The 25,170-nt window shown below is 63.6% G+C and carries 21 protein-coding genes and 1 pseudogene; 3 read left to right on the top strand and 19 right to left on the bottom strand.

Translation table 11 applies throughout. From position 1 onward, the window contains the following. The first annotated feature begins 24 nt into the window (after positions 1 to 24). On the top strand, positions 25 to 1,635 hold the full coding sequence (locus AVMA1855_RS05820) for a hypothetical protein (RefSeq protein WP_284424968.1): 1,611 nt from the start codon (positions 25 to 27) through the stop codon (positions 1,633 to 1,635). 61 nt (positions 1,636 to 1,696) lie between these two features. Here the strand turns inward: AVMA1855_RS05820 and AVMA1855_RS05815 are convergent, their stop codons facing one another. The 19 genes from AVMA1855_RS05815 to AVMA1855_RS05725 all read right to left on the bottom strand — a co-directional run bounded on the left by AVMA1855_RS05815 (position 1,697) and on the right by AVMA1855_RS05725 (position 21,222). Then, positions 1,697 to 2,068 carry a hypothetical protein gene (locus AVMA1855_RS05815; RefSeq protein WP_502870272.1) on the bottom strand — a complete coding sequence of 124 codons (372 nt, stop codon included), beginning with the start codon at positions 2,066 to 2,068 and terminating at the stop codon, positions 1,697 to 1,699. After that, positions 2,065 to 3,027: a phosphoadenosine phosphosulfate reductase domain-containing protein gene (locus AVMA1855_RS05810; RefSeq protein WP_284424967.1), complete on the bottom strand. Its 963-nt coding sequence runs from the start codon at positions 3,025 to 3,027 to the stop codon at positions 2,065 to 2,067. The genes AVMA1855_RS05815 and AVMA1855_RS05810 overlap by 4 nt, the downstream gene beginning before the upstream one ends. Further along, positions 3,024 to 4,424: an integrating conjugative element protein gene (locus AVMA1855_RS05805; protein ID WP_284424966.1), complete on the bottom strand. Its 1,401-nt coding sequence runs from the start codon at positions 4,422 to 4,424 to the stop codon at positions 3,024 to 3,026. The genes AVMA1855_RS05810 and AVMA1855_RS05805 overlap by 4 nt, the downstream gene beginning before the upstream one ends. Positions 4,425 to 4,434: 10 nt before the next feature. Continuing rightward, positions 4,435 to 5,367: a TIGR03756 family integrating conjugative element protein gene (locus tag AVMA1855_RS05800; RefSeq protein ID WP_502870277.1), complete on the bottom strand. Its 933-nt coding sequence runs from the start codon at positions 5,365 to 5,367 to the stop codon at positions 4,435 to 4,437. Then, positions 5,367 to 5,816 (bottom strand): TIGR03757 family integrating conjugative element protein, encoded by a 450-nt coding sequence (locus AVMA1855_RS05795; protein ID WP_284424964.1) that lies wholly within the window; start codon positions 5,814 to 5,816, stop codon positions 5,367 to 5,369. The genes AVMA1855_RS05800 and AVMA1855_RS05795 overlap by 1 nt, the downstream gene beginning before the upstream one ends. A gap of 137 nt (positions 5,817 to 5,953) precedes the next feature. Continuing rightward, positions 5,954 to 6,454 carry a RadC family protein gene (gene radC / locus AVMA1855_RS05790; RefSeq protein ID WP_284424963.1) on the bottom strand — a complete coding sequence of 167 codons (501 nt, stop codon included), beginning with the start codon at positions 6,452 to 6,454 and terminating at the stop codon, positions 5,954 to 5,956. Between the two features lie 455 nt (positions 6,455 to 6,909). Then, positions 6,910 to 7,854, bottom strand: coding sequence for an HNH endonuclease family protein (locus AVMA1855_RS05785; RefSeq protein WP_284424962.1), 945 nt, complete (start codon positions 7,852 to 7,854; stop codon positions 6,910 to 6,912). Next, a complete protein-coding gene (locus tag AVMA1855_RS05780; protein WP_284424961.1) occupies positions 7,854 to 10,160 on the bottom strand; it encodes an AAA family ATPase in 2,307 nt (768 codons plus the stop codon). The genes AVMA1855_RS05785 and AVMA1855_RS05780 overlap by 1 nt, the downstream gene beginning before the upstream one ends. A 101-nt stretch (positions 10,161 to 10,261) precedes the next feature. Beyond that, complete coding sequence (locus AVMA1855_RS05775; RefSeq protein WP_284424960.1) at positions 10,262 to 12,313, bottom strand: patatin-like phospholipase domain-containing protein; 2,052 nt, start codon at positions 12,311 to 12,313, stop codon at positions 10,262 to 10,264. Between the two features lie 275 nt (positions 12,314 to 12,588). Next, positions 12,589 to 13,281, bottom strand: a complete 693-nt coding sequence (locus AVMA1855_RS05770) for a DsbA family protein (RefSeq protein ID WP_284424959.1) — start codon at positions 13,279 to 13,281, stop codon at positions 12,589 to 12,591. Positions 13,282 to 13,295: 14 nt separating this feature from the next. Then, the gene (locus tag AVMA1855_RS05765; protein ID WP_284424958.1) at positions 13,296 to 16,211 is read right to left on the bottom strand and encodes a conjugative transfer ATPase; all 2,916 of its coding nucleotides are present in this window, start codon (positions 16,209 to 16,211) and stop codon (positions 13,296 to 13,298) included. Continuing rightward, positions 16,211 to 16,666: a TIGR03751 family conjugal transfer lipoprotein gene (locus tag AVMA1855_RS05760; RefSeq protein WP_284424957.1), complete on the bottom strand. Its 456-nt coding sequence runs from the start codon at positions 16,664 to 16,666 to the stop codon at positions 16,211 to 16,213. The genes AVMA1855_RS05765 and AVMA1855_RS05760 overlap by 1 nt, the downstream gene beginning before the upstream one ends. Next, entirely contained in the window at positions 16,647 to 18,122 is a 1,476-nt protein-coding gene (locus tag AVMA1855_RS05755) for a TIGR03752 family integrating conjugative element protein (RefSeq protein WP_284424956.1), read from the bottom strand. Before AVMA1855_RS05755 ends, AVMA1855_RS05760 begins: the two co-directional genes overlap by 20 nt. After that, positions 18,112 to 19,065, bottom strand: a complete 954-nt coding sequence (locus AVMA1855_RS05750; protein ID WP_284424955.1) for a TIGR03749 family integrating conjugative element protein — start codon at positions 19,063 to 19,065, stop codon at positions 18,112 to 18,114. The genes AVMA1855_RS05755 and AVMA1855_RS05750 overlap by 11 nt, the downstream gene beginning before the upstream one ends. Next, positions 19,062 to 19,781, bottom strand: coding sequence for a PFL_4703 family integrating conjugative element protein (locus tag AVMA1855_RS05745; protein ID WP_284424954.1), 720 nt, complete (start codon positions 19,779 to 19,781; stop codon positions 19,062 to 19,064). Before AVMA1855_RS05745 ends, AVMA1855_RS05750 begins: the two co-directional genes overlap by 4 nt. Next, a complete protein-coding gene (locus AVMA1855_RS05740) occupies positions 19,778 to 20,206 on the bottom strand; it encodes a TIGR03750 family conjugal transfer protein (protein ID WP_284424953.1) in 429 nt (142 codons plus the stop codon). The genes AVMA1855_RS05745 and AVMA1855_RS05740 overlap by 4 nt, the downstream gene beginning before the upstream one ends. Beyond that, the gene (locus tag AVMA1855_RS05735) at positions 20,206 to 20,574 is read right to left on the bottom strand and encodes a TIGR03745 family integrating conjugative element membrane protein (RefSeq protein ID WP_502868864.1); all 369 of its coding nucleotides are present in this window, start codon (positions 20,572 to 20,574) and stop codon (positions 20,206 to 20,208) included. The genes AVMA1855_RS05740 and AVMA1855_RS05735 overlap by 1 nt, the downstream gene beginning before the upstream one ends. Positions 20,575 to 20,593: 19 nt before the next feature. Continuing rightward, a complete protein-coding gene (locus tag AVMA1855_RS05730; protein ID WP_284424952.1) occupies positions 20,594 to 20,833 on the bottom strand; it encodes a TIGR03758 family integrating conjugative element protein in 240 nt (79 codons plus the stop codon). Continuing rightward, positions 20,830 to 21,222 (bottom strand): integrative conjugative element protein, RAQPRD family, encoded by a 393-nt coding sequence (locus AVMA1855_RS05725; protein WP_284424951.1) that lies wholly within the window; start codon positions 21,220 to 21,222, stop codon positions 20,830 to 20,832. The genes AVMA1855_RS05730 and AVMA1855_RS05725 overlap by 4 nt, the downstream gene beginning before the upstream one ends. A 218-nt stretch (positions 21,223 to 21,440) precedes the next feature. Here AVMA1855_RS05725 and AVMA1855_RS05720 point away from each other — a divergent pair, with 218 nt between their 5' ends. Together AVMA1855_RS05720 and AVMA1855_RS05715 are read left to right on the top strand one after the other, a co-directional pair. Continuing rightward, positions 21,441 to 24,773: an AAA domain-containing protein gene (locus AVMA1855_RS05720; protein ID WP_284424950.1), complete on the top strand. Its 3,333-nt coding sequence runs from the start codon at positions 21,441 to 21,443 to the stop codon at positions 24,771 to 24,773. Between the two features lie 37 nt (positions 24,774 to 24,810). Next, a pseudogene (locus AVMA1855_RS05715) lies at positions 24,811 to 25,170 on the top strand (hypothetical protein); the annotation flags it as partial.

Below are 25,170 nucleotides of genomic sequence, written 5' to 3'. Positions count from 1 at the left end.
GCAAACCGCATTGAGGACATAACCATGACCGATTCAATCCTTGTAGAGCACAAGCTCAACACTATTCATCGCCAAGCGAAACGCTTCGCGGCAAGGCTCAAGCTTCCAATCACCGTGGCCAAGGACATCTTGGCCAAGTCTTGTTACCGCTGCTCCGCGTGGACTGACTTGGTGAACCGGCTGAAGCGCCGAACGCTGGACAAAAGTATCCAACTCTTGGCATCTCTGCCGAGTTCCAGCGAGGCGCTGTCGTATTTCTTTGAGCAGCGTCGCGATCTAGCAAGGTCGATGAGTCAGCACTTGCTGACCAACACCAATTTGGCGGGGATGCTCGGCCACTTGCAAGAGATTTTTGCTGTGGGCGCTGGTCCGATTTTGCTTGGAGATGTGTTGCCGACGCTCAATGCGTCGGAATGGCGGCCGGCAAACATCGGCCCCGACCCTTGGGCTGTGGTCGAGTCCGCGGTCGTCGTCAATGGAACCTGCCTACGGTTGATCGGCACGCGAACCTATCTGCCGAGGTTCTACGATTTCGGCTCTGAGAGAGGCGAGTATGCTGAACCCGTAGGAAAGCTTCGCATCGTATGGAAAGAACCAGCCGCTTGGTACCAAGCCGCCCTCGACTATCTGAATGACCCAAACGCAATAGATGTACTGCTTCCTATCATTGAGCTCACCGAAGAGATGGCTCGGCATCAGGATTGGTTTGAAACAGCGCTAGCGACGAGTAGCTATATGGAAGAATATGGTCTTGGTGACGATGATCTTGTGCCAGTGTTCGTCGAAGGGCAAAACTGCTACGTCGTGTTTGGCTATCCAGTCAATTCAAGCCCAAAGCAGGTAAACCTCACCACCATCGAACTTGCTTCGGCAGATCACAACTTTAGCCAGGTCGTCGAGCTGCATGGGAGTCCAGTCTGCCTCGAATGGATCTCGTATGACCCCAAGACCCGGATGCATCCGGGCGAGTTTGGCGAATATTTTGAAAAGCTGAAGCTGGCGATTTTAGGAGACGATGAGTTGTACTCAACGCTTCGAAAAGATGGTCAGTCCGGCATTTTGTTTGTTCGTCCCGCGACCGATTTCGATATTCGGCATGAGCTGAAGATGGAGTTCACTCATTTGGGGGATGAGATTGCATTTGTGTTGAAGACAACGAATCTGGCGCTTTGCCGCGATCTTTTGGGGAAAGTGGCGTCCAGAGAGTTGATGGTTTATTCCTCGGGCGGGAAGCGGCGCTACTTTTCTCTGCTGCTGGTCTCCAAGCATGACGGACCACCCGAGTTGAGTCTTGCATTCGAGTCGGAAAGTCCCGGCAGGGAAAGCATGTCGAATCTTGTGCACTCATTTTTTGTCAGTGAGGAAAAAGATGGGTGGGAGATTCTTTTGGAAATTGCGCCTGAATTAATCAACTTGACCGATAGAATTGGTGTTAGGGCGCTAGGTGCGGCGATAAACCATGGATTAATCCAGCGACTTCCTGTCGACTTTATGGGTAATCTTAGTAAGCCTCCTGCTCGGTGTGACAAGATCCCGCAGGTGCCGGATGATGTTATCGAACAGCTTGAGCGGCCATTAAATAGCGACGGCGTGGTGACATTGCGATCTGCAGATTACTCGCGCGACAATTTCTAAGGTTCTGCAGCTATTAGAAATTTTGGGCAGAAATCAACCTGCTCGCAGTAATGCAGTGAGGTCAATGAACGGATGGGCCAAGGGTCCATCCGTTCAGCGCGCTTATTTCCAATACTGCAATCACCAGCACCGAGGCGATCTCCGTGCGCCGCAGACGAGAGAATGCCTCGGTTGAGGCTTCACGCTGCCGAAGACGCCGGTGCATCCACCGCCAACCCCAGGCGGTCGCTCCATACAGAACCAACCGCCAGGCGAAAAAATAGCCGGCGTGCGCTCGCAGCCAATGGCTCCATGCTTCGATGCCGCCCAGCATTCGGATGCCCACCAAGTTCGCGCCCACGGCGATGCCGATGGCCAGCGCCATCCACATCAACGCGATGCCCAGCCGGCGGTTGAGCAGCCAGGCAAGGCGGCGCTCGCGTCTTTCTTTCACGAAGGGTTCCTCTCGCACAGCGCCAAGTCGGACGTGCATCCGTCACCAGGCGGGTCATCGAAGAACAATGCGTACTGCCGTCCTCCCCGCGCCGTGCGGCACCACTGCACCAGCCGGCGGATGCCGGAGTACCGGCCGGGCCGATCCGCATCGGTCGGGTCCTTCATGGCCGGGAAGAACGTCGCCGCGTGTCGCTTGTTCGCCGCGGCCACCACCCGCTCCCAGCGCTCAATCCGGTCGATGTGCTCCGGGAAGCGCTCGGCGATCGAGCGCAGCTCGGCCTTGCCGCAATGGATGCAGGGCATGCAGCCGACCCGCCCCATGCCCATGGAGTACAGCGGGTTAGGCGCCAGGCCATGGTCTGCGTGCTTCCTCCACACCTCCTGCACCGTCCAGTCGAAGATAGGGCGCCACAGGAAGCTGCCGGACTCGTGCCGGTTCCAGCGCGGCTGCTGCGCCCGGTGCCGACTTTCGTCGGCGCGGATGCCCAGCCACTGCAGCACCGGGCCTTGGCGCAGCATCGGAATCACGATCTGCTCGGTGATCGGCAATTCCTTGAGCTCGGACGTGCAGAACTGCGCCATCCGAGACGGAAATCGCCCCTTCGTGATGCATAGGTCCAAGTAGGGGTTTCCAGTGGGCTCATGCAACTGCGCGGCTTCGCGCACCAGCGCACCGGGAATGCCCATGCGCGGCCAATGCTCCAGCACGTACGCCCGGTGCTTGGCCATCCGGGCACGAAAATCCGCCTTCACCCATTCCACCCGCGGCCCGCCGGTGCGCTCATGCAGCCGCTGCACGTACTCGTACGTCAGTTCGTGCTCGTTGCCCGTGTCCGCGAACACCGCACGAAACGGGCGGCCGGACTCGATCGCCATCAGGTATACCGCGGTGGAGTCCTTGCCGCCGGAGACATTGACCAGGTGCTGCACGCGCAGGCTGCGTCCCCCGGCGGTCACGGCGTGCTCCGTGGCTTCTGGATCTCCTGCACGCGGTCACGCGTCGGATCGCCCTGGTAGATGCCGCGCGAGCCTGCCGCACGGGTGCTGTGGCGCTGGATCAGCGCCATCGGCGAATTGCCGGCCAGCTCGCGGCGCAGCTCCAGTTCGGTCTTGAGGTTCTGGATCTCCTGCGCCAGGGCGCCGCTCTCCTGGTCCACGGCCTTGGTCGCGAGTTCGTTGGCGGCGACGTTGGGTTCCTTGCGGCCGGTGAGCAGCGTGCGCTGCAGCAGCAACGCCTTCTCCATCACGCTCGCCAGCGCCACTTCCGAGGCCAGGCGCTTGCCCAGCAAGTCCTGGTCGGGTTCGTCGCGCAGCGCTTCGATCACGCCGCGCGTGACCGGCAGCGATGCGCTGCCCGCCGCATCCAGGTTGGCAGCCGTCGTTGGCTTGGCGCCGCTCACCAGTTCCTGCAGCGCCTTGAGCTTGGTCTCGTACTCTTCCTGGATGAGTGGGGTCAGGCCCGCGCCGGGCGTGGTCGCGGTCTTGTTGCAGGCCTGGCAGGTGCGCTGCTCGCGCTCGCCCAGCACGCGGGTCGCCCAGGTCGCGGCGGCCTGGGGCGAGGTCCAGGTCTGGCAGGTCAGCCGGCCATTGCAGTCGTTCGCGTTGATCGACGAGGTGTCGGTGACCCCGCGGCCATTGAGCAGGTTGTAGCCGGCGCGCGTCACGTCGCCCACGACCTTGATGGGGGCCTGGCCCGAGCCGCCCGCGCTGCTGCCGCCCACCCAGGGCACGCCGCTGTTGCCCTTGTTCGCCTCGGCCCGTTCGATGGCCGACACCGCATCGGTGCTGGACACGGCCTGCTTGAGTGCCATGCCCTCCGACAACTGGTCCCATCCGGTCTGCCCGCCGGCCATGTCCGCCATGCGGTTGGCGATCGCGCGGCAGGTCATCTTCGAACGGTCGAAGTCCAGGCGCGCCTGCAGGATGCCGTTGGTCAGCAGGTTGTACAGGCCCGGATCAGCGCGCTGGATGATCAGCGCCGGCAGCGACGCCACCGCGCTGGTGGCGTTCTGGATCACGTTGCTCATGATCGACTGGAAACCGTTGGTGACGCCGTTGAGCTGGTTCTGCAGCGTCGTGGTGATGCTCATGTCGCCGCACACCAGGTTGCTGTTCCAGGCCGCGCCCACGCCGATGCTCTGCATGTTGCCGACCGGTCCCATGGACACGGCCCGGCCACCGCCGATGCTGTACAGCACGTCGCTGCCGAGCACGTTGCCGCTGGCATGGATGCGGTCGGCATCCATGCGCGTCTGCGCCCACGCCACGCTGGCGGCCAGCGTCAGTGCAGCAAGGACAGCGGGCTCAAGCCGGCGCACAGCAGAAAACTGCCAATGGGAAAAACGGTGTTTCATCGGCGTGCCCTCAGAAGAAATCCACGCTGCCCAGGAACACCTGGCCGCGCCGCTGGCAGCAGCTGTAGGGGCGCCACAGCGCCCACGCGTAGTCGCCTCGCTGCGCCTGCACGTGGGTGTTTCTGTTCGGAAATACCGCGCAGCCGCTGGACAGGGTCGGGGTCAGTTCCTGCCACCTTCCGGTGGCGGCGTAGCTCTCGAGCAGCGCGCCGGCCGGCCAGTAGCCTTCATGTGGGTTGGCGAGCAGCGGCTGGTAGACGTGGGGCTGCCCTTTGCGTGTGACGACATCGCCCGCCCGCTGCGCGACCACCGCGCCCGCCAGATGGTCATCGCTCTGATGGAGGAACCCTCCACGGGGATAGACGTTGCCCCAGAGGTCAGCCGTCGAGCGCGAGCCGATCTCGCGCATGCCGGGGGTCAGGGCTTCGGGGTACGCCATCTCCGGCACGTTGTAGCGCCAGGCCAGCGTGTCGAAGGTGCTGAGCAAATAGGGGACGAACGGCGTCCCTGCGCCTTCGCAGGTGTAGCCGAACTGGCTGGCGAACTCGCTGAACGCCGCGCCGGCCGGGTGCCCAATCACGTCAGCGTTCTTGAACTTGGCCAGGTTGTTTTCGTGGTCCTCATTGGTCGTGCCATCGCCGCCGGCCTTCGCGGTGGGATTGGGCAGGCTCATGGCCCGCACTTCCACCCAGGGGTTCTCCCCCGTGTTGCTGTAGCTCGACACGACCGCGTCGGGGATGTAGTGCTGCACCTTGATCGAGGTGCGCACGGTGCAGCCGCTCCAGGTGCAGTACAGCCAGTAGCACACGCCCACGACGCGGTAGGCCAGGCAGTCCGGCGACAGCGCCGAGGCCACGATGGTGGCGGTGTTGAGCGCGAAGGAGGAGCCCGTGCTCGCGAGCAGCGCTCCCACGACCACGGCCCGAAAGCGCCGGGAGCGCATCATGGCTGCGTGCTCCGGTAGGCCGCGATGCGGGACAGTGCCCGGGAGACGTTCGGCTCGCCGTAGACCACGTAGCGGCCATCGACCATGACGGCCGGCAGCTTCGCGATGCCAGCGTTGTAGGCATCCGCCACACCCTGGTAGGCCTGTGCGATCTGTGCCGGCGCGGGAGCGCCGGGCAGGGCCTCTTTGAGGCGCCGGCGCATGATGGCTTCGGCCCGCGCGGGATCGCTCGGCAAGCCTGCGCCCAGTGCGGCCACCAGGCGGGCAGGAGCGTCGAGCTCGGTGACGGTGATGCCCGCGGGTACGGTGACGGGATGGGCGCTGTCGGTGAAGACCCGGACTTCGGCGCAGACCGTCGATGCCAATGGTAGGAGGACCAGCAGCGCCGCCACTGGCGGTGCCCGGCGGCGCAGGCGCTGGAGCAGCGAGAAAGCAGGGAACGGCACGTGTCGACTCCGGATGCGGGTGGGTGCCCCCAAGTCGAACCGAAGCCCCGATGGCAAGCCATCGACAAACGGAAGTACTGCGACCCCGCGTTGTTGGTAGGTCGAGGAAGGCGGGCGCCCGGTAGGGCGCCCGTGGGTCATAGCAAGCCGTCTTGGGCGAACGAGTAGGGCGTGCCCTTGCCAACGATGACGTGGTCGATGACGCGAACGTCGACATAGCGCAGAGCGGTGCGCAGTCGATCGGTGACCGTGCGGTCTCCTTCGCTGCAACGGGTGTTGCCGGAGGGGTGGTTGTGCGCGAGGATCAAAGCAGCGGCATTCAATTCGATAGCGCGCTTGACGACCACGCGGGGATAGACCACGGCCTCGTCGATCGAGCCGTGTGCGAGCGTCTCGAAGGCGATGACGCAATGCTTGGTGTCCAGGAACACGGCAGCAAAGACTTCATGGGTTTCGCCGCCCAGCCGGAGCCGAAGGAAATCGAATACGTCCTGCGGACTGCCGAGGTGCACGCCGCGTTGGAACATGCGATGTTCCAGCAAGGCAATGGCCCGCTGGATGAGACGGCGCTCCGGGACGGAGAAGACGGACGAGACGGTGGAGTGGGGCGGATCGATTCTGGCAAGTTGCGTAGACATGGAACCTCCGATGGAAGAAGGAGGTTCGCGGCCCCGCAAGGGACGGAATCCCCCGGGGGTTGACGATGATTGGCATCCACCGGCACAGGTGTGCCGGTCGTTCGCGGTGAGTGGACGCGATGCGGACTGGAGCGATCAGCGTGGATGGACCACGCCGCAGCCTTGAAGATCGGGGCTGCCTGGGGGAAGTCGATGGAGACCCGTCGACTGCCTGCATGCGAATGGTGACTTGTTGCCGCAGCGGGCTCCATCAGGAACGCGCTTTGCCTCGGTATATATTGATTCGCTTGATGAACCGCAATGCTCAGCGCGGCTACCGAAATATCCTGTCTTGATTGGATTTCATCTCCTCCAATGAAGAAGATGAGATGAGCGAGGAAGATCTTGCAGACTGCGCCACTGCAGTGGCGCCATGGACCCAGGCAATTCAGAAATGCTTTTGTTCATTGCGATCTTTAAAGGTCTGCCACGAACTCATCGATCCAGCTTCGCACCATTTCCGAGTAAGGCGCGGTGGGATGTGCCATCTGGCGCATCTCGCCGAATATTCTGTCCTGCAGCAGCTGCAAGCGCTGTGGGATGTCCGGGGTTGGCAATGCCATGAGCGCGGCTGCCACAGGTTCTGTCTTCAACTCTTCAATGATGTTGCCCAGCTCTATGGCCAGGCTTCCCATGAACTCCAGTTGGCGCAGCACCCTGGTGCGATCCTGGACCAGGCCCAAGCGGTTGAGTCCGTAAATCTGGATGGAGGTGGCGCCGCGCTCGCTGGGATGCCCTGGACGACCTGCCAATACAAGGCCCAACGGCGACTTGCGATCAATGTGGAAATGCAGATGGTCCCGGGGATCGTCTTGGGTTGGATCCAATAGGAGCGGCTTTTCGGTGCCTGGAAAATCCTTCTCGGATTGGGCGTGTTTGCTTCCCGTCGCCAGCGGAAAACTGTCCTTCTTCCCGGACTGGGTCAAGGCCATGGGGGTGCTTCCTAGCCCCCCGTTGGCATACAACTGCGCCAAGCTGGTGGAGCCGGAAACGATGCGCTGCTTGCGTCTTCGATTGCAATCGATGCAGCTCGGAAGCAAGTTTTCCCAGCTCATCCCCAGCCACCAGTAGCCGGGGTGTTTAGGATCCTCGCTCACCGCGCCTTTGGGCCGGTAATGCTCGATGTCCACGGGGGATGATGCCGGGTAGAAGGTTTCGCAGTAGGCGCACTTCCCGTGGAAGAGCAATGCGAGCTGTTTCTTGACCTCCTCATGCCTGTAGACGGCGAACTTGAAGGTCCCCTTGTCAGGCGAAGCATTGTTCTGGTGGTCTTGCGCCCGGTCTTTCTCGGTCTTTCCCTGCTTGTCTTTGGCGGTCAGGCAAGCTGGTGCACTGACTGTGCCCCTGTCCACTTTGCGCATCACAGCACTCCCTGTAGTGCCTGCACGATGCGTGCTTTGACGCGCTCTCTCAATCGAGCCCCTTGCTCCTTCGGGATGCTGGACCGTTGCTGCAAGTACTCGGCGACTGCCTCTTGCACGATGCGCTGGGCCTCGGAGGTTCCAATCGGCATGGCCGAAGCGATGTCCCTGTTGAATTCATCGACAGCCTTGCGCTGTTCGTCCGTCAACTCGTTGGGTGCCATGGCGAGTAGATCGGCAATGTGCGCGAGCTGGCTTTCCATCTGAGGATCGTCAGTGGAATGGAGTTGGAAGAGATCGGAGGTCAGCAGCTGTTCCACCCGGAGTTCGGAAATGGAAGGGAGTTGGGTCTGTGCCTCGACGCGCATAGACAGCCCCGCGCCTGTCAATCCGTGTTCCAAGGTGGCCCGCCGCAGTACGACCACTTCGCCATCATTCATGCCGCGAAGGCACAGCGGATCATGGGTGGTTGCGATGAACGTCACGTTGGGGAGTGCCCTTCGGAGTCCGCGCATGATGCGCATTTTCCATCGCGGATGCAGGTGGGCCTCGACCTCGTCGATCAGGACCACGCCTGTTGCTGCATCCAGGCTGTCGAAGTCTTTGTGGACCTTGGGATTCATGAGCCCGCGCATCACGTCGCATGCCATTGCCAGAACGGATCGGAAGCCCGAGGAAGCCACGTTGAGTGGGCTTTTGACCAATGGCAGGCCTTCGACAGTGGTGGCAGTCACGACGAAGCATTGCTTTCCTTCCAGGTCACGATCGATGACCTCGAATTCCCCTTCGATCGAGAGGATGTCGCGGAGCGCGCGGACCACCATCGCGAACCGCTCCTTGCTCAGCTCCAGAAGCCATCGTTCCGGATTGGGAAGCACACTGGCATCGAAAAGATTGCGAATGAATGCCGCCGGAGAGCTTTTGCGACTCTGCCGGTGCTGGTATTGCCGAAATGCGCCATATGCGAAGACGGGAACGATATCTGGAATCCCAGGCGCCTGATCGACCATTCTCTCGTGCTGAATGCGCAGTGTTCGAGTGGAGTCGTCCGAAAGGCGAATAGTCACCTTCGCATAGTTGATCGCTGGTGAGTCTGGAGCGCCGAGCAGGTAGGGTGAAAGAACAAAGTTGCGTGCCGTCAGCCCGAGTGCGTTGCGTGCAGCAGGTGTTGCCAGTGTCAGTGCAATGGCTTCCAGGATGGAACTCTTTCCGGCAGCGTTCTCGCCCAAAATCAGGGCTGATGGGCTGCGTGGGGTGTCTCGGACCGAGCGAACATCTTCCGGATCTTGAAGCTTGATGTGGATGCCTTCGATTGCTTTGAAGTTCTCGATGCTGATTTCGGAAATCGTCGCTTTGCTGGGTCGGTGCCAGCTCTCCGGGGTATCCGTTGGATTCGGCGGGCCCTCTTCGCTGAGTTCAGACCAGCAGCGGGTGAGGCGATCGTAGGCATCCCTAGTGCCCTTGAGCGCTCGAAAAACGCTCTCAATACGGCTTATCGCCAAAACTGGGCGCGTACCCCTTTTCGCGCCGAGTGAGGCCGCCAGCCGGCGCAATAGCAGATACCAAGTTCCCCCGAACTCCAGCTTTTGGAAATCGAAAACGTGGCTTGGCATGTCGCCGTAAGGCGATGAGAGCTGTTCCCGGAGCTCCTCGAAATATCGGGTGTGCCGACAGCGCCGTTCTTCGGCAAGTTCCCAAGAGTTCAGTTGAAAGTGCTCGATTGTGAAGGTCCCTCGTCGCGTGAGGCCCCAGAGCGCACCATCCTTTCCTACCCAAAGGTGGGTGTGGAAATTTCGATCCGTGCAGGGATCTAGGAGCAACGGCTTCTCCCTGGGAGGGTAGTCCGTCGCGGGCCACAGCCCATTGTTGTTGCCAGCGAACTGTTCAAACAATGCGGGGCGCGGAATCTCTGCCCGCTTGCCAAGCACCGGGAAATAGTTTGTTTCCCTGGGCCTGCACGACGAGCAGATGGCGTAGAAGTTCTGCCAAGCCAAGGCCAGCCAACTGTAGTACAGGTGAGCCTGTTCGCTGCGCTCGTAGGGGAGGGCTTCCTCGGGAGGTCTGAAGTGATATGGCGTTGTCTCGCGCTCCGCTTCGCAGAATGCACAGCGACCGTGGAAAAGTCTTGCGAGCGCGATCTTGAGGCTGGGATGTTCAAAGTTCAATTCGGAGCGATAGATCTTCGACTGACTGCGCTTTTCATCGGTGTCCGCCATGAATCTGGCGAGCGTCTCGCGCTGCAGTGTGGCCGCACTTCCCCTCAGTACTTCGGGTGTTGGCTCTGTCTCTCTTTCGATGTGCTGCATGTTTCCTCCTCCGTGTGCTTTTCTTTTGCGTCCATTTGGTGGGGATAGTGCCAACGCGACTGCAATCCGTTGTGCGGAGAAGCTCCAAGCCCGAGGCGTTACTAAATCCTTGGTGAGATCTTCAACTGGGCCAAAGGCTTTGGCGCGACATCCTGCATCGACGGTCTGTGCCCGGCACCGAGCGCGCCCAATACTTGCACTTCGTTCAGATAGTCCTTTGCAAGTTGGCGCTCATCGGCTTCATAGGAGGCGATCGTGTCCACGACGGTGTGCCACACACCGCTCTGCAGTGCAGGGCCGATGGCTTCGCTGGCGGGCTGGAGCGTGCCAAGCAGCGTTTTCAATCGTGCTTCCCGGTGTCGCCGCCATCCTTCTGCGTGTTGGGCTCCAGATGGGTGGAAGCTGTCGATCAATCGGTCTGCGGCCATGGCTCCGGCGTTTCCGAGCGCCTCGATGGTGTCGCTGGGCATGTCCAGATTCAGCCCGCCTTCGCCGTCCCGTTGGCTGATCTGGACGATACGTTCGCGAAACCCCGGATAGGGAAACATGATCTCGTCGCGCCAACTTTGCATGGTGTTGACGATGCTGCTGAAGAAGCCGATCAGCCCACTCAGTGGCGCGGTGTCGTCGGCAGGCTTCCAGTAGCGCTGCATTCCGCCACGCCGGTCTTCTGGCAGATAGACGCGGCCACTGGCGTTGTTGGCCGCCTCTGGGGTGCTGATCTGGTGGTCCGGATGCTCCGCTTTCAGATTGACTGCGAAAGTGGGGTGACCAGGCAGTAGCGAGTCGAACATGTGCAGTGGCATGTTGCTGCCGATGCCACCGTCGGAGAACCAGACCCGCTTAGCCAGGAGTGGGCGACTTTCTCGTTTGCGTTGCGCATTGTCCTTGAGGCTCCAGTCGATCGCATGCAGTGGCACCGCAGACAGAAGGAGTGGGAAGCTCAGGCTCATTCGGACCGCTACCACCACCGGCAAGTCGGCATTCCTGGGCAGAGGGCGCAGCATCTTGCCGCTGGCGCCCTGCACCTCAAGCGATTTTGCTTGGCTATCTTCTTTGTTCTCGCTGCCGCGGGAATGGGCCTGCTTCAAGGCATCCATCACCGACTTCGGAAACAGCAGACTCCACTCTTCGGGGTCGTAATAGAAGGGTGGAGTACCGTCCCGAAACGGAATGGTGTAGACCATCTGCTGGGAAATCGCAGTGGTCATGACTTCCAGATTGATGGCTCGCGGCTGGGTGGGGTCGGCATGTCCCCACAGCTGTCCGAAGGTGAGTGGGGAGGCATCAGGGGACAGGCCTGCCAGCGCATTGAGGTAGTTCGTCAGCCAGTTGGTCAAACCTTCTTGATGATTTTCCGAGGCGGCATCATCAGGTGTTCGGCCACTGCATAGACCGTAGTGATTGCCGTGCAGTCCTCGCAGGAGACTACGCGCGAAAAATCCGACAATCGCGGCGCAGACGGCGGCTTGGTACAGCAAGGTCACCGCAATCGTTCCCACCGTGTATGCACCCAGGCGAAGGACCGAGCCGTGTGCTGTTGCTACCATCAGCGCCGTAAACACCAGAAGCGGAAGTGCTGCAGCCCAGAGTAGGGCATGCACTGTCTTTCCCCGTAAAAAACTGCGGACTGACAGCGCAGTCATTCCGGTGATGAGCAGCGCCAGCCCAAGGGAAGCCGCAACGTGCTTCCACTCGCCGACGATGGGGAGGAGTGCGTCAATGAACGGGTATAGCAGCAGGCTGCCCAATAGGGCTCCGATCACCACAGAGGTCTTGTACATGCGGATGAGACCGCCAAGAACCGCCTGTACCGCTTCACGCGGATCTTTGTTCAACATACCCACCAGCACGGCGAAATGTCGTCGGACGCTTGGAGCGGGCTGGAAGAGAGTGAACAGCTTGGAGCGATGATCGGCGGTGATCTTCTCGCTCAGCAGATCGGGCAGTTTTGTCAGCGTCTCGAAGGCTTGCGGATTGCCATGGTGCACGCCGTACTGGGCAGCGGCGCAGGCGCTGGCCGCGATGGCACCTGCGGACGTGCCGCCGATATTTTTGAACTGGTACTTCGATGCAAGCCGGGCAATCAGCTTTGGATAGATCACCCCGCTGGTGATCCCGCCTTTCATCACAAGGTCGCAGTACTCCACCATGACGCTCCCCCCATGTGTGTAGTGCCAGTCCGCATACCAAGGCTCCCTGAGCCCGGCTTCGCGTGGCGAGCACTACTTTTGACCAATAGTGTTGCACCCCGTAGTGCTTTGCCAGATCGAGACTAACCCTGCCGCATGCAGCTCAGGGGAGACTGAGCGGCACACTCGATCCCCCAATATGGCCCCGCATTGGAAGGCTCTCTTGCAGGCGTCAACGGAGGATAGCCCGACCGAACACGGTAGTGAGCGTGTTGCTTGTCACGCCCCCCAAATGTCTACTTCTCGGAGTGCGTCAGCAGGTCCATCGCTGAAAGCAGTGCATCGCCTTCGATCGGCCCGGCCAATGCCATTGCCTTGCCCGTACGGCGATCCTGTAGCTGCAACGAAGGGGTCCCGCTCACCCGTGCGCGTTGCGCTTCCTCGGTTTGCCGCTGCACAACCTCCTGCGGGCGTGGACTGTCCAGGCAGGCCTGCAGCGCGGGCGTCATGCCAGGATAGGCAATGCCGGCCCGTAGACCTTGGCCTTCACCCTGCGTGTGTCCGTAAATCCACTCCACCGCCCTCCAAAAGCCGGCCTGGCCTTCGACCTCACCCGCGCACTCGGCCAGCCGCGCTTCATTCCCTGCGGCGGGTTCGTGCATTGCAAGCGGCAAGTGGTGCCACTGCAGGTTCACGTCCGGGTGCGCATCGATCCACCGTTTGAGTTGCGGAAAATACCCCTGGCAGTACGGGCACTCCAGGTCCGCATACAGCGTGACCGTGAAGCGCGCATCGGCCCGCCCATGGATCCACGGCGGTCCCGCCGGCAGCGGTGGAGCTTCGGTCGCGGTGGCCGCAGGCGTCGCGCCCTGCCTGGAATGCAGCGGCCAGACCGCCAGCGCGATCGCCGCCACCACCAGCACGATGGCCAGGATCGTTGGCCATTCCAGGCGCAGAAGGAGGGTGCGCACACGGGAGAAACGCCGCATGTCTGGTCTCCGTTTCAGCCCAGCGCATCGAGCGACAGCGGCTCGATCCCGCGCGCCCGGTCGATCTTCTCGGCCACGCGCAATGCGGCATCCAGTTCGCTGATCCCGTGCTGCTGCATCAGCGCGAAGCGCTCGGCCTTCTCCTCCGGTTCGGTCATCGCGAGCGCCAGATAGAGGCTGGGCGGCACCGCACGGAACAGCAGCTCCATCGACTTGGACAGCACCACGCCCTCGGTGAACTTGCCGGCCTCCTTGCGTGCCGACAGCATCAGCGCTTTCTGCGCCGCGTTGAGCTCGCGAAACCGCGCGATCTTCTCGACCTCGTCCGGCGGCATGGACAGGCAGATCCACCACTCGATCATGTTGAGCATGGGTTCCGCGGCGCGCGGCAGGTCGTCCAGGTTCTGCGTCGCCAGCCAGTACCAGGCGCCGAGCTTTCGCCACATCTTGGTGATCTTGACCACGTAGGGGGCCAGCAGCGGGTTCTTGGTGATGATGTGGCCCTCGTCCGTCACGTTGATGATTGGCCGGCCCAGGAATTGGTCGCGCTCGGCGAGGTTGTTGACGGTGTTGATCAGCGAGATGTAGGCGATCGACAGCTGCGCGTTGTAGCCCTCGCGCGCAAACGTGGCGAGGTCCACGATGGTGATGTCGGCCTCGGGCCAGGGCGTGCCGGGGCGGTCGAACATCTCCCCGTCCACGCCCTGGCAGAACATGTCCATCGCATCGGCCATCTCCAGCAGCCGGGTGCGCCGGCTTTCCGGCAACGTGGTGTCGCTTGCGCGCTCGCGCAGCGCATCGCGCACGTCGCGGGTCAGCACCGTGCGTGCCGATGCCGCGCAGCGGCGGGCGGCATCCAGGATGCACTGGCGGATCAGGCTGCGGTCGGCGCGCGTCATGCGCGCCTCCTCCTTGTCCTCCCCGCCGGTGATCATCAGGCGCGCGGTGATCTCCAGCTCCCCCAGCACGTCGCGCTGTTCGTCGTGCTCGGGAGCGGGGGCGCCGTGCTCGCGGTCCTCGTCCAGGGCATCGGCGTCCAGGGTCTGCACCTGGCTCGGCGTCTCGACGAGGCGCCGCGCATCGGCAAAGGGCGCAAGGCGGACGCCGGCGCCGGGAGCGAGCTTGACCCGATGCACCGTCAACCCGAGCCGCTTGGCGAAGTCGCCGAACAGGCCGAAGCTGTTGCCGGCTTCCACCACGAAGAGCCGTGGCCGGTAGATCGCCATCACCTGGTTGAGCAGGTTGTTGAGCGTGGCGCTCTTGCCCGAGCCGGTGGGCCCGAACAGGAACAGATGGGCGTTCATCTGCCGGTCCAGGCGGTTGAGCGGATCGAAGGTCACGGTGCCGCCACCGCGGTTGAAGAGCGTGATGCCCGGATGGCCCGTGCCCTGGCTGCGGCCCCACACGGGGGCCAGGTTCGCCGCGTGCTGCACGAACATCAGCTGCGTGTACCACTTGCGCGTGTCCTTGGCCGGATCGAACACGCACGGCAGCCACCGCAGGTAGGTGTTGAGCGGCGCCACCTCGTCGTCCTCGCGCACTGGCTGCAGGCCGGCGCCGAGCATCACGTTGGCCAGCTGCACGCCGCGCTCGTCCAGCTGCGCCAGGTCGCGCCCGCGCAGGTAGAAGGCGAGGGCGCCGTGGTAGAGCTTGTGGGCGCTGCCGATCAGCCCGCGTGCCTCCTGCACGTCGCGCCGCGTCTGCTCGGAGGCCAGCGTCTCGCCCACCGCCTTGCGTGCCAGGTGGTTGAGGTGGGATTCGAGCACGTCCTGCGGCGTGGCGACCAGCGTCAGGCACACCACCGTGTCCTCCGGCATCTGGTCGAACAGCGCGTTGACCGCATCGCCGCCCTTGCGCGTCTCGCCGGTGAGGTGACCCGTGCCCGGTGCGGTGCGCAGCCGGTCCATCACCACCGCACGGTGCGGCATGCCGTCGAACCACCAGAGCCCGTTGGCGACATCGGACCGCGGCGCCCCGAAGAAAAGGCGCTGCGCGAAGTCGGTGCCGCTCGCCAGTTCGATCTCGCCTTCCTCACTCTCTTCGTCGGTCGGATAGCGCGTGAGCTCGTAGAAGCGCTCCCGGTCCTGGGCCGTGTCGCCCAGCAGCGTTGGGCAGGGGTTGAACCAGCGCAGCAGCCAGGCGTGGATGTCGGCCGCGCCCAGGCGCTGCGCACGAACGCCCGCGTTCGACAGGCCGCCCTGCAGCCGGTCGCATATCGTCGCCAGGGCCTGCTCCGGGGACGGGCCACGGCGCTGGGCACTGGTGCTCGGAACACGGCGGTGCACCACCATGCGCACCCGGCGTGCCTGGCCGCGCCAGGGCAGGCGCGTCACCGCCGTGTCCTCGAACAGGCCGCCCGGTTTTGCGACCGCGCGCAGGTGGTGGGCAAGAAAGCGCTGGTAGAACGCGGTGAACGCGGTGCCCCGTGCCCGCGGCTGCAGGTAGGCGTCCAGGTCGCGCAGATAGCCCTCCCAGTCGGCTTCGTCCTGGGCATAGAGCTGCAACACCCACGGGTGATCGTCCAGTTCGTCGAACGCATCCTGCAGCGCGTTCTCCAGCGCATCGCGCGCCTGCCACAGCCAGTGCATCTCGCGCCCCTCGGTGCCGATCGGCGTCAGCTCGAAGAACGCCGCCACGGAGACCCCATCGTCCAGCAGCACGCTGCGCGATCCGGGCAGGTACTCCACCCACGGCAGCAGGTCCACGAACGAGGGGGCCACGCCGTAGAGCGCGCGCTCGTCAGCGAGTGTGGCGCGCGGCCGGCCCGGGTCGCGTGCACGGGCACCCGGCGCAGGAATGCCGTGCGCCGCCAATTTGGCGACGTGCCGCTCCCAGGCATCCGGCCCCCCGGAATCGCTCCCCGCAGGATCGCGGCGGGCCTCGGCCCCGGCGTCCTGGCGGGCCCACGGCCAGCGCGGTCGCCGCAGCATCAATAGTCCTCCACGCGCTCGCCCGGCATCGCGTATTGGATGCGCTGGTACAAGGGGAACACCGTGCTGTAGCCGGGCACGGGCACCGGATCGGTGCCCGCCAGGTGCGGGAAGACGTACATCACCAGGTCGGGATTCGGCAGCCGGTGGAACTGCCGATAGATCTCGTTCTGCGCGGTGCGGGTGTACGCCGTGTTCTCGGCCGGCATGGCCTGCCGGTCGACCTCGGTGAGCGGGCGGCGCAGCACCTGGCGCGCATCGAGCAGTTGCCGCGCGGCCGGCCCGTTGGCGCGGCCGCCACCGCCGCCCGTCTCCTGGTCCCAGACATCCCGCATGGTGCGATCGCCGTGGGAAAGCAACTCTTCCTTGTGGGTGGCGCATCCCGTGAGCAGGGCCAGGAGGAGCGCGAACAGCGCCCCCCTGGCTGCCGTGGGCTTAGTCCAGGTCCGTCGCATGCGCGCCTCCGAGGGTGTGGTTGACCTTGCGTCCCTGCGCGTCGTAATCGATCTGCAAGGGTTGTTCGAGATGGATGGCGACCTGGGCGCCGGGCGGCACGTAGACGGCGGCGAACGCCTGGCCGTAGAGTTTGTTCACCCACTGCGACATCTCCTGCACGCCAGCGCCCAGGATTCGGCCCATGGCTTCGTTGCCGGAGATGCCCACCGTGCCCAGGGCGCCATTGCCGTTGCTGACCACCGCCACGTTGCCACTGTCGCTCTTGATCAGCGAGGCGGCGCCGGCGCCAGCGGCGGTGATGAGGGCCTGCGAGCCGAGGTACTGTTGCGCGTTGCTGCGGCGTTCGCCGCTGACGCAGGGGATGCCGTGCGGATCGCTGATCCAGCCCAGGCCGCCCAGGATGGGGCCGTGGCCATCGGCGGCGTTGCCCGTGCCCGCGGTGGCTTGGGTATTACCCCCCTGGCCCTTGTCCTCGGGCACCGTCCGGATCGTGCCGTCGCGAAACACGAAGGTCACGGAGCGGATCTGGCCGCGCACGCACGACAGCGTCCAGTCGCCGGATGCCGTGCCGCTGACCACCGCGCCCGCCACCTCCGGCAGGTCGATGCCGTTGGCGGTCAGGTTGTCCGGACCGATCAGTACCTTGAAGGGGTAGGGGTCGTTCACTGTCCCGTCGATGGGAACGCGCCCGATCAGGGCCGTCATCGCGACCGACCCCATGAGCGTCGCGTTGGTGGGGACCGTGTAGACCGCCTTGGCCGAGGCCTTCGCCGACGCGCCGGCATCGGCCAAGGCCGCCGCCGAGGACGGGACCGATGGGTTGCCGGTGGTGTCGGCGGCACCGAAGCGCATCGGAAACCGGTCCGCCTTGCCGGTCGCCGCCGCACCCTTGGCGCCTTCCGGCCGCGCATCGTCGGGTTCGATCCAGCGCACCCCGCGCGAGCCGGCGGCCGTGCCGAATCCCTTGCCATCGCCCTCTTCGAGTCCGAGGCCGACCGGCAGGTCCGCATTGCCGTTCTTGCCGCCCATCTGGTCGAGCTTGTGCTGCAGGTCCTGCAGCAGCCCCTGGGTCTGCTGCTTGTCGCCGGCCACCTGGTCGCGCTCTTGCTGCAGGCGGCTGCGCTCGCTGTCGAGCGCGGCCTGGATGCGTTGGTCGATGGCGCTCTCACGCTGACGCAGGCGCTCGTTCTCGGCGCGCTGGTTCTTGTTGTCGCCCAGCGAGGTCTGCAGTTCGTTGCGCAACTGCTTGACCTGCGCCACGAGCGTGGCCACCGTGTCGCGCGGCGTGTCGCCATCGATGCCGAGTGCCTTCATCTCCTCCGGGGTGAGCTGGGCGGCCACCTCGCCCGAGGCCGCGCGATCGGTCTTGCCCCCAGAAAACACCCGGATCCCCACGAACACCAGCAGGGCGGCCATCGGGATCATCAGCCACTTGAGCAGGCCGTTACTTTGCATGGGGGTCTCCCGGGGATGGCTGCGCATCCACCTCGCTGTCGGGAGCGCGCGGCAGGTTCTGCGCGGCGTCGATGCGGCTGATGTGCGGCAGCAAGGCGTCGGCCAGGCCACGCCCGCGCGTCACCAGGTACAGCACCGTGGTATCGGTCGGATCGCCCGCCGGTCCCAGGCCCGGGTGCTGGAACGTCGCGGACACGAAGTCGCCCAGCAGGGTGCGCGGATCGAGGTCGATCCAGCGCGGCGAGGTGTTGGTCAGGCGGACCGCGGTGACCCATTGGTCTTCCATGCGCCAGGCGGCGAGCGGCTTCGCCCGCACGGGCAGGGACGGTGCCAGGGTGTCCAGGTCCAGGCCGCGGCGCAGGGTGGCCTGCGTGATCCCGCGCACGGGCTCCACGGTGCGCAAGGGCGCGTACAGGTTCTGCGCGGCGTAGCGGGTGAGCACCACCGCGATGGGGGTTTCGCGCCGGGCAATGGATGCGGCCTCCGGCGCCGATGGGGCCGTGGCATCGGCTGGCGGTTCGGTGTCGGCGGCGCCGATCGCACGATCGTGCGCGCCATAGCGCGGGGCCGGTGCCTCGCCCTCGACGATGCGCACCGGCTCCAGCGGCGCCTGTCCGTCCTTCGCCGGCTCGGCGGCGATGTCCAGCAGGATCAGCGCACCGCTGTCGGCGTCCTGCAACTGCAGGCGCGTCGGCTCGATCGCCTCGCTGGCCTTCAGGTAGATCGCGCCGCCCGCGCTCTGCACGCGCAGGCGGTCGGCGATCGCGTCCGGCACGCCGACACGCACGTTGCGGTCGATGAAGAGGACGCGCTCCTCGCCGATGCGCAGCGGCACGGCGAGCGGCAGGCGCTCCCAGCGCAGGATCTGCAGCGCGTGCGCCGCGGGCGCGCCGCCCCACAGGACGCAGGTGCCCAGCGCCAGGGGCAGGACGAAGCGCTTCATGGATGGTCTCCGGACAGCGTGGGGGTTGGGGTGGTGGGCGCGAGCGTGGAGGGCAGCGTGGCGGGGGCTGGCGCCGAGGCTGCAGGGGCGGGCGGCGCGATGCGCTGTGGTGTGCCGCTGTAGCAGTCGAGTGCGAGCCCGAACGGATTGCGCTCGGGATCGACGTCCAATCGGACGACCTTCAGCGGATAGCGCACCAGCGCCCGCTTGACCTGCTCGCCGCCGTAGTACTCGTCGGCGCTGACGTCCAGGGTGACCACCCAATCGCGCTCGGACAGCACCTTGACCCGCGCCGCGGGATCGTCGCCGTAGCCGCGGCCGGGCAATTCGTACAGGCCGCGTACGCGCTGGCGCAGCTCGCCGTTGTTGCGCCGGGTTTCATAGTCCTGCTGCAGCAGGGCCTGGCAGGCGGGCGTGAGGTAGGCGGACAGGGCGCGCAGGTTGCGCGGGTAATCGTCCTCGCCATTGGTGGGCCAGCGGTTGAGCTGCTGGTAGACGTAGAGAGCGAACGCATACACGCTCTCGGGCGGCACGTCCCACCACTTGCGCGTACTGCCCGAGCGCAGATCCGGCGGCACATGGATCGTGAGGTGGCGGGGCGCGTTCCACCAGCCCAGGCCCAGCAGAAGCGCTAACGCGAACAGCGCTGCACCGCCACGCCGCAGGGTGGTGACGTGGGCCTGCAGGTGCACCACTTCGTTCTTGAACCGGCTCATGGCGTACGGCCCCGCGGCCGGGGGCGCCGAATGCGCGACGTCCGGCGCGTGGTCCAGCCACCCGTGCGGGTCACCAGGCCGCGGCCACCGAACCGCACCGCCCAATGGGGATGGCGCAGCGCCAGCTGCCACTGCATCTGCCGGTACAGCCAGGTGTCCGGGCGCCCGCGCTTTTGCCGGCGCAGGAGGCCGCCGCCGATGAACACGCCCGCGGCGATGCCCGCCACGATCATCGTCGGCACCATGGCCACGCTGCGCGTGAGCCAGGCCAGCGGCAGGCCTGCGATCAGCCCGGCCGCGGCGGACAGACCCGCGCAGATCCAGAGCTCGTCGGCGGTGAGGCCGCGCACGACCACGGGCTGACGGTTCAGGCGGTGCGGCAGGAAGGCCACGAGGTCGTCGCGCGATGTGTCAGGGAGCGCCATTACAGGATCGCCGTGGCCTTGGTGAGCAGCCAGATGCCGACCACCAAGAGCATCGCGCCCACGGCCACGGTCAGGCCGAACTGGCCCCACGTCGCGCGGCCGGTGTGGATCTCCGAGTAGCGCGTGTAGGCGTGGTAGCAGACGCCGATGAACATCGATGCCACCACCAGCAGGGCCACCAGCAGCACGATGTCGTAGCCGTAGTTTTGTAAGGTTTTGAGGATGCCGCTGCCGGCACCGCGCGAGGGGTCTTCCATGGTGGGAAGGCCCGAGGCGCGTGCTGCCTGGGCCAGCGGCAGCAGGGTGGCCGCGAGCGCGGTGCCAGCCATGCCCGCAGCACGGCAGCGAAGGCGAGTGGAAGTGTTCATGGCGAATCCTTCGGAGTCATCAGGAAAGCAGGAAGAAGCTCAGCACCACGTACATCGCGAGGAACCGGGCGATCACGCCCAGGAACTGCCTTTGCGAAATCCGGTGCTCGGCCCAGCCGACATAGGCCGTGCGCATGGCCCACACCCCCCACAGCAGCAGGACGGCGAAGACGAAGCTCAGCACCACGGCCGAGACGGCCGAAGGTGTGAAGCCGCCGTTGGCCTGGAACGCGGCGATCTGGTCGGCGCTCGCGGTCATTGCGATCGCTCCGGCTGAGGCGCGACGCTGGTGCTCTCGCGAGCGTCCTGGCGGGTGTAGTGGCCCGCCAGAGAGGACGGATCGCGCGGCTGAGCGCGCTGGGGCGTGAGGTAACTGGCAAAGCCCGCCCGCATGCGGCGCACGTCGTCGCGCAGGCGGGTGTAGTCAAAGTGGTATCGGTCCGGCTGCACAGCCGCCGTGGCGTCCGATGCCAGGGCGATGCGGTCCACTTGGTCGAGCAGGCGCATGGCGCTCGCCAGTTGCTCGCGTTCGATGGCGGGATCGGCGTGCGCCGATGCAACGCCGCTACAGAGGAGTGCCACGGCCAGCACGCCGCACAGGGGGAGGTGGACGGGAGCGTCGTGGCTGGCCGTGGCACGCGAGGTCATGTCGGGTCTCCTAGGGCGATGGGAGACTTGATGCTGCAGGCTGCACCGGCCGCGTGCTTGCAACAATGGGGAAAGCCCAAGGACCGTTTTTTTCAGCGGCGCAGTGGCTACCAGGGCGTGCTGCTCAAGCCAGTCTGGCGAGATGCTCCTGGCCAGTGTTCTGCAGAAGGCGGTACGGTCTGTCTACCGCCTGCTCGACGGACCTATGATCGCGACCCATGAAAAAAGTCAATTCAGAGACACAGCGCAACATTTCCTCCGCTCTCCAACTCTGGCAAGCCTTCGAGTACCTCAACCCGCAAAAGCCTCCTGAGGTAAAGCGCGAAAAAAACCTTTGCAACTGGGAAATTCCTGTAGACAGCCCCTCCGACCACGACATGCCGTGGGTCGATCCAGAGAAGCGGGACGATCTCGATAAGTTGTTTATCGTGAGGGAAGACTCTACGAAGCGCTTCCTCCTGTATGCGGGTGTGCTACCCGGGGAGGTGTACACGAACGCAGCGCGAGTGATTCTGGGCACACCGGCGATTCATGACGACGAAAAACCGAGCCCAGCAAATGCAGCATCGCTCGTCTTGGCCATCGATGATGAGGGCTACGTGGCTGGTCTCCCCTTCGTCAGCTCGACGCCGTGGGCTCTTGGCAACCTTGCGGCTGCTAGCCGCAAGGGGACACGGTTCGATTTCAGGGGTTTCTTTGGCACCGATGGCGCCGAAGTTGCAACGGTTGAAGCCCTGAAGGCGCTGCTGGTGAAAAGAACTCTGCTTCCACCCCAGGCCGACAACAGCAGGGAACTGTCCACGGTCTCCTCCCTTCTGACGAGTGAGCAGGATGAGGCCAAGGCCGAGGAAATTCGCAAGACGTATCGAACCATCACTGCCGACGATGTTCGGGCAATGACGGCGCTGCTTTTCAAGAACCTGGGGTGGGCTCCGTCCAGTGAGGCGCCGTGGGTCATCAAGACGCAGAGCGTGGGCAAAAAGAGCAAGAAGGAAATGGATGACCCGCTCAACAGCTTCTACGCAGAGGAGGTGGAAACGGTTCAGAGGGCATTCTTGGCAGGGGACACTGGAGCCGCGCTCAACCAATTCCTGGCCAGCATCGAGTCGCCTGAGCGCGTGGATCTGGACGCGAAGGGCGACAAAGCGCCCTTGGTGGACGGCTTGCATCCCAGCAAGCTGCCGCTGGCCGCATGGCCCGGTAGCCACCCGCTGGTGACCGCTCAACAGTTCGCGGTGAACACGATCCATCGTGATCTCGCCAGCGCGGGCCTGTTCTCGGTCAATGGACCACCAGGGACCGGAAAGACCACCATGCTCAAGGACATTGTGGCGACCGTGGTTCAGCAGCGCGCAGATGCGCTGATGGCCTTCAATCACCCCAACGATGCCTTCAGCGAGGAACTGAAAGTCGAGGACCACAAATACAAAGTCTGGAAGCTTGATGCCTCGCTATGCGGCTACGGCATGGTGGTCGCCAGTGCCAACAATGGCGCAGTAGAGAACATCAGCCTGGAACTGCCAGGGCTGAGCGCCATTGATGAAGCGGTCAAACTGGATTATTTTTCTGAAGTCTCTGATTCGATGGGTTTGAAGAGGAAGGAGAGTCGGCCGGCGTCTCCACAGACGTGGGGATTGATATCTGCCGCCTTGGGCAACTCTACCAATCGCAACGCTTTCGCAAGCACGTTCTGGTTTCCGAACAAGGAATGTAAAAAGCTGCCCGATGGCACGCCCAATCCTCTTGCGCAGGTGTCCTTGCCTGAGTGGGTCGACAATCAAAAAGCCAGCGCTCCGTCCTGGCAAGATGCAAAGGCGCGCTATCAATCGGCCCGCCAGAGAGCGGCAGCGGAGGTCAAAAAGGCCGCTGATCTGGCGGACACCTTAGAGCGTTTGCCTCGAAGCCAGGACACGCTGGTCCAGCTGCAGGCCCAGGAGACTGAACTCCAGGGTAAGCTGGTGCAGCTTGAATCCGCAGCAAGCAAGGCGAAGCAGGCCAGCGATGCAGCGGTGGCTGCTTTGGTGGTATCGACCTCGCGCTTGGAGCATGCCCAGGCCTTGGCCGCATCCAAGGCCAAGCACGAGGAAGCCGTTGCTCTTGCCTCCGCGCACGTGACAAGCCGGCCCGTGGGGGATGTGAATGCGCTGATGATGGAGATGGCCGAAGCTGAAAGTGAAGAGAAGGCCAGCCAGCGCAATCTTGTCAATCATGACCGGTGCAGGCCAGGGCTTCTGACGCGATGGTTCTCGCGGGACAAGGTGGCCGAGTGGGAGGCGAGGCATCGGCAATTGAATGACCTCATCGAGCGAGCGCAAAAAAAGTTTCAAGACGCACAGAAGCTGATGCACTCGATCGAGCACTGGGATACGAAACTCCGTTCCCTGCACGAGCAGGAGCAGAAATGCAAAAGTGCGGTCAACGCCGCATGCCATCGCATGGAGAACGCTGGGTTTCCCCGCATCACCAGCCTCTCGGTTGTTGCGGCCGAACATGCGAAATGTCAGGGCAATGCGAGCGCCTGCAGGCACGAGTTGCAGCGAGTTACCGGCCTGTTCCAACAGCGCACATCGACGCTGGACGAACTCAGGAGCACCCAGGCGCAGTTGAGCGGCAAGATTGCGACGATGGTCAAGAAATTGGAGGCAGCTTCCTTGCGGGACTCCAGCCGAAAGGCCTGGCATCTGTTTGCGCTGTCCCGCGACGAATTCCACCAAGTCTCGCCATACCAGGACGATGGCGCCCTCTTCAACGCGCGCCGTGAGCTCTTTGTGGCAGCCATGGAACTGCACAAGGCATTTGTCGTGCACGCATGGAGCAAGCTCAAGCCGACCTTGTCGGTGTTCATTGACCTCCTGCAAGGGAAGCTCCATGGCTGGCGGGTACAGGGTGGTGTCATGCCCTTGTGGGATGCTTTTTTCGTTACCGTTCCGCTGGTCTCGACTGCGTTCGCATCGTTCCCACGCCTCTTCAAAGGCGTCAAAGGCAATGACCTTGCATGGGTTCTCATCGATGAAGCGGGCCAGGCGACTCCCCAGCAGGCCATTGGTGCGATCTGGCGTTCCAAACGGGTGGTGATTGTTGGCGATCCAATCCAACTCGAACCCGTCGTCAACATTCCTCAAGAGCTGGTGGCTCCACTCCAGGCCTATTGCGACACGTTGCCGAAGTACGTGCCACCGGATGCTTCCGTTCAAACCCTTGCTGATCGGTCAAATCGTTATGGCACCTTGATGGGCTCCAAGGAGGATGGAACCGACATCTGGCTCGGATCTCCCTTGGTGGTGCATCGTCGTTGCATCAATCCCATGTTTCAGATTGCCAATGCCATCGCGTACGAAAACAGGATGGTTTACGGGACTCGTGAAGATGCAAGCTTCGCCGCAACTCCCAGTGCTTGGCTTGATGCATCCAACGATGACGCGCAAGGACACTGGATCGAGTCCCAAGCCAAGCGAGCGCTGGAAGGCATAGAAAAGCTTACAGACGGCAAAGTTCGGGATGAAAAAGGGAAGCTCCGGATTTATGTCATCACCCTGACCCGTCCTGAATGAGGTTGACACCTTTCTGTTCATCAGAAAGGAAAGTCAAGTGGATCAATGGGTTAAGAGAACGCAGAAGGACTACACACTGGCCTTTAAGCTGGCGGTGGTGGATCAGGTAGAAAGAGGCGAGTTGACGTGCGGGCAAGCCCGGGAGCGCTACGGCATCCAGGGTGCCTCGACCGTGCTGGTTTGGTTGCGCAAGCATGGCCGCCAGGACTGGAAGGCTGCATCATCGTGCTCCAAAGGACCCGGCCCCATGCAAGAGCCATTCAAGCCGCTGTGGGCTTCCCCCGGTTTCCCGGACACATCGAATGACATGATGTGTTTAGGAGGCAAACATGCCAAGGACGAGAAGAGCATTTACGGACGAGTTCAAACGGGAAGCGGTGAAGCTGGTGAAGCAACC

Source organism: Acidovorax sp. SUPP1855, assembly GCF_030158955.1.
GTDB lineage: Bacteria > Pseudomonadota > Gammaproteobacteria > Burkholderiales > Burkholderiaceae_C > Paracidovorax.
Note: the sequence above shows the minus strand (reverse complement) of the source record. Positions and strands in the feature narration are given on the sequence as shown.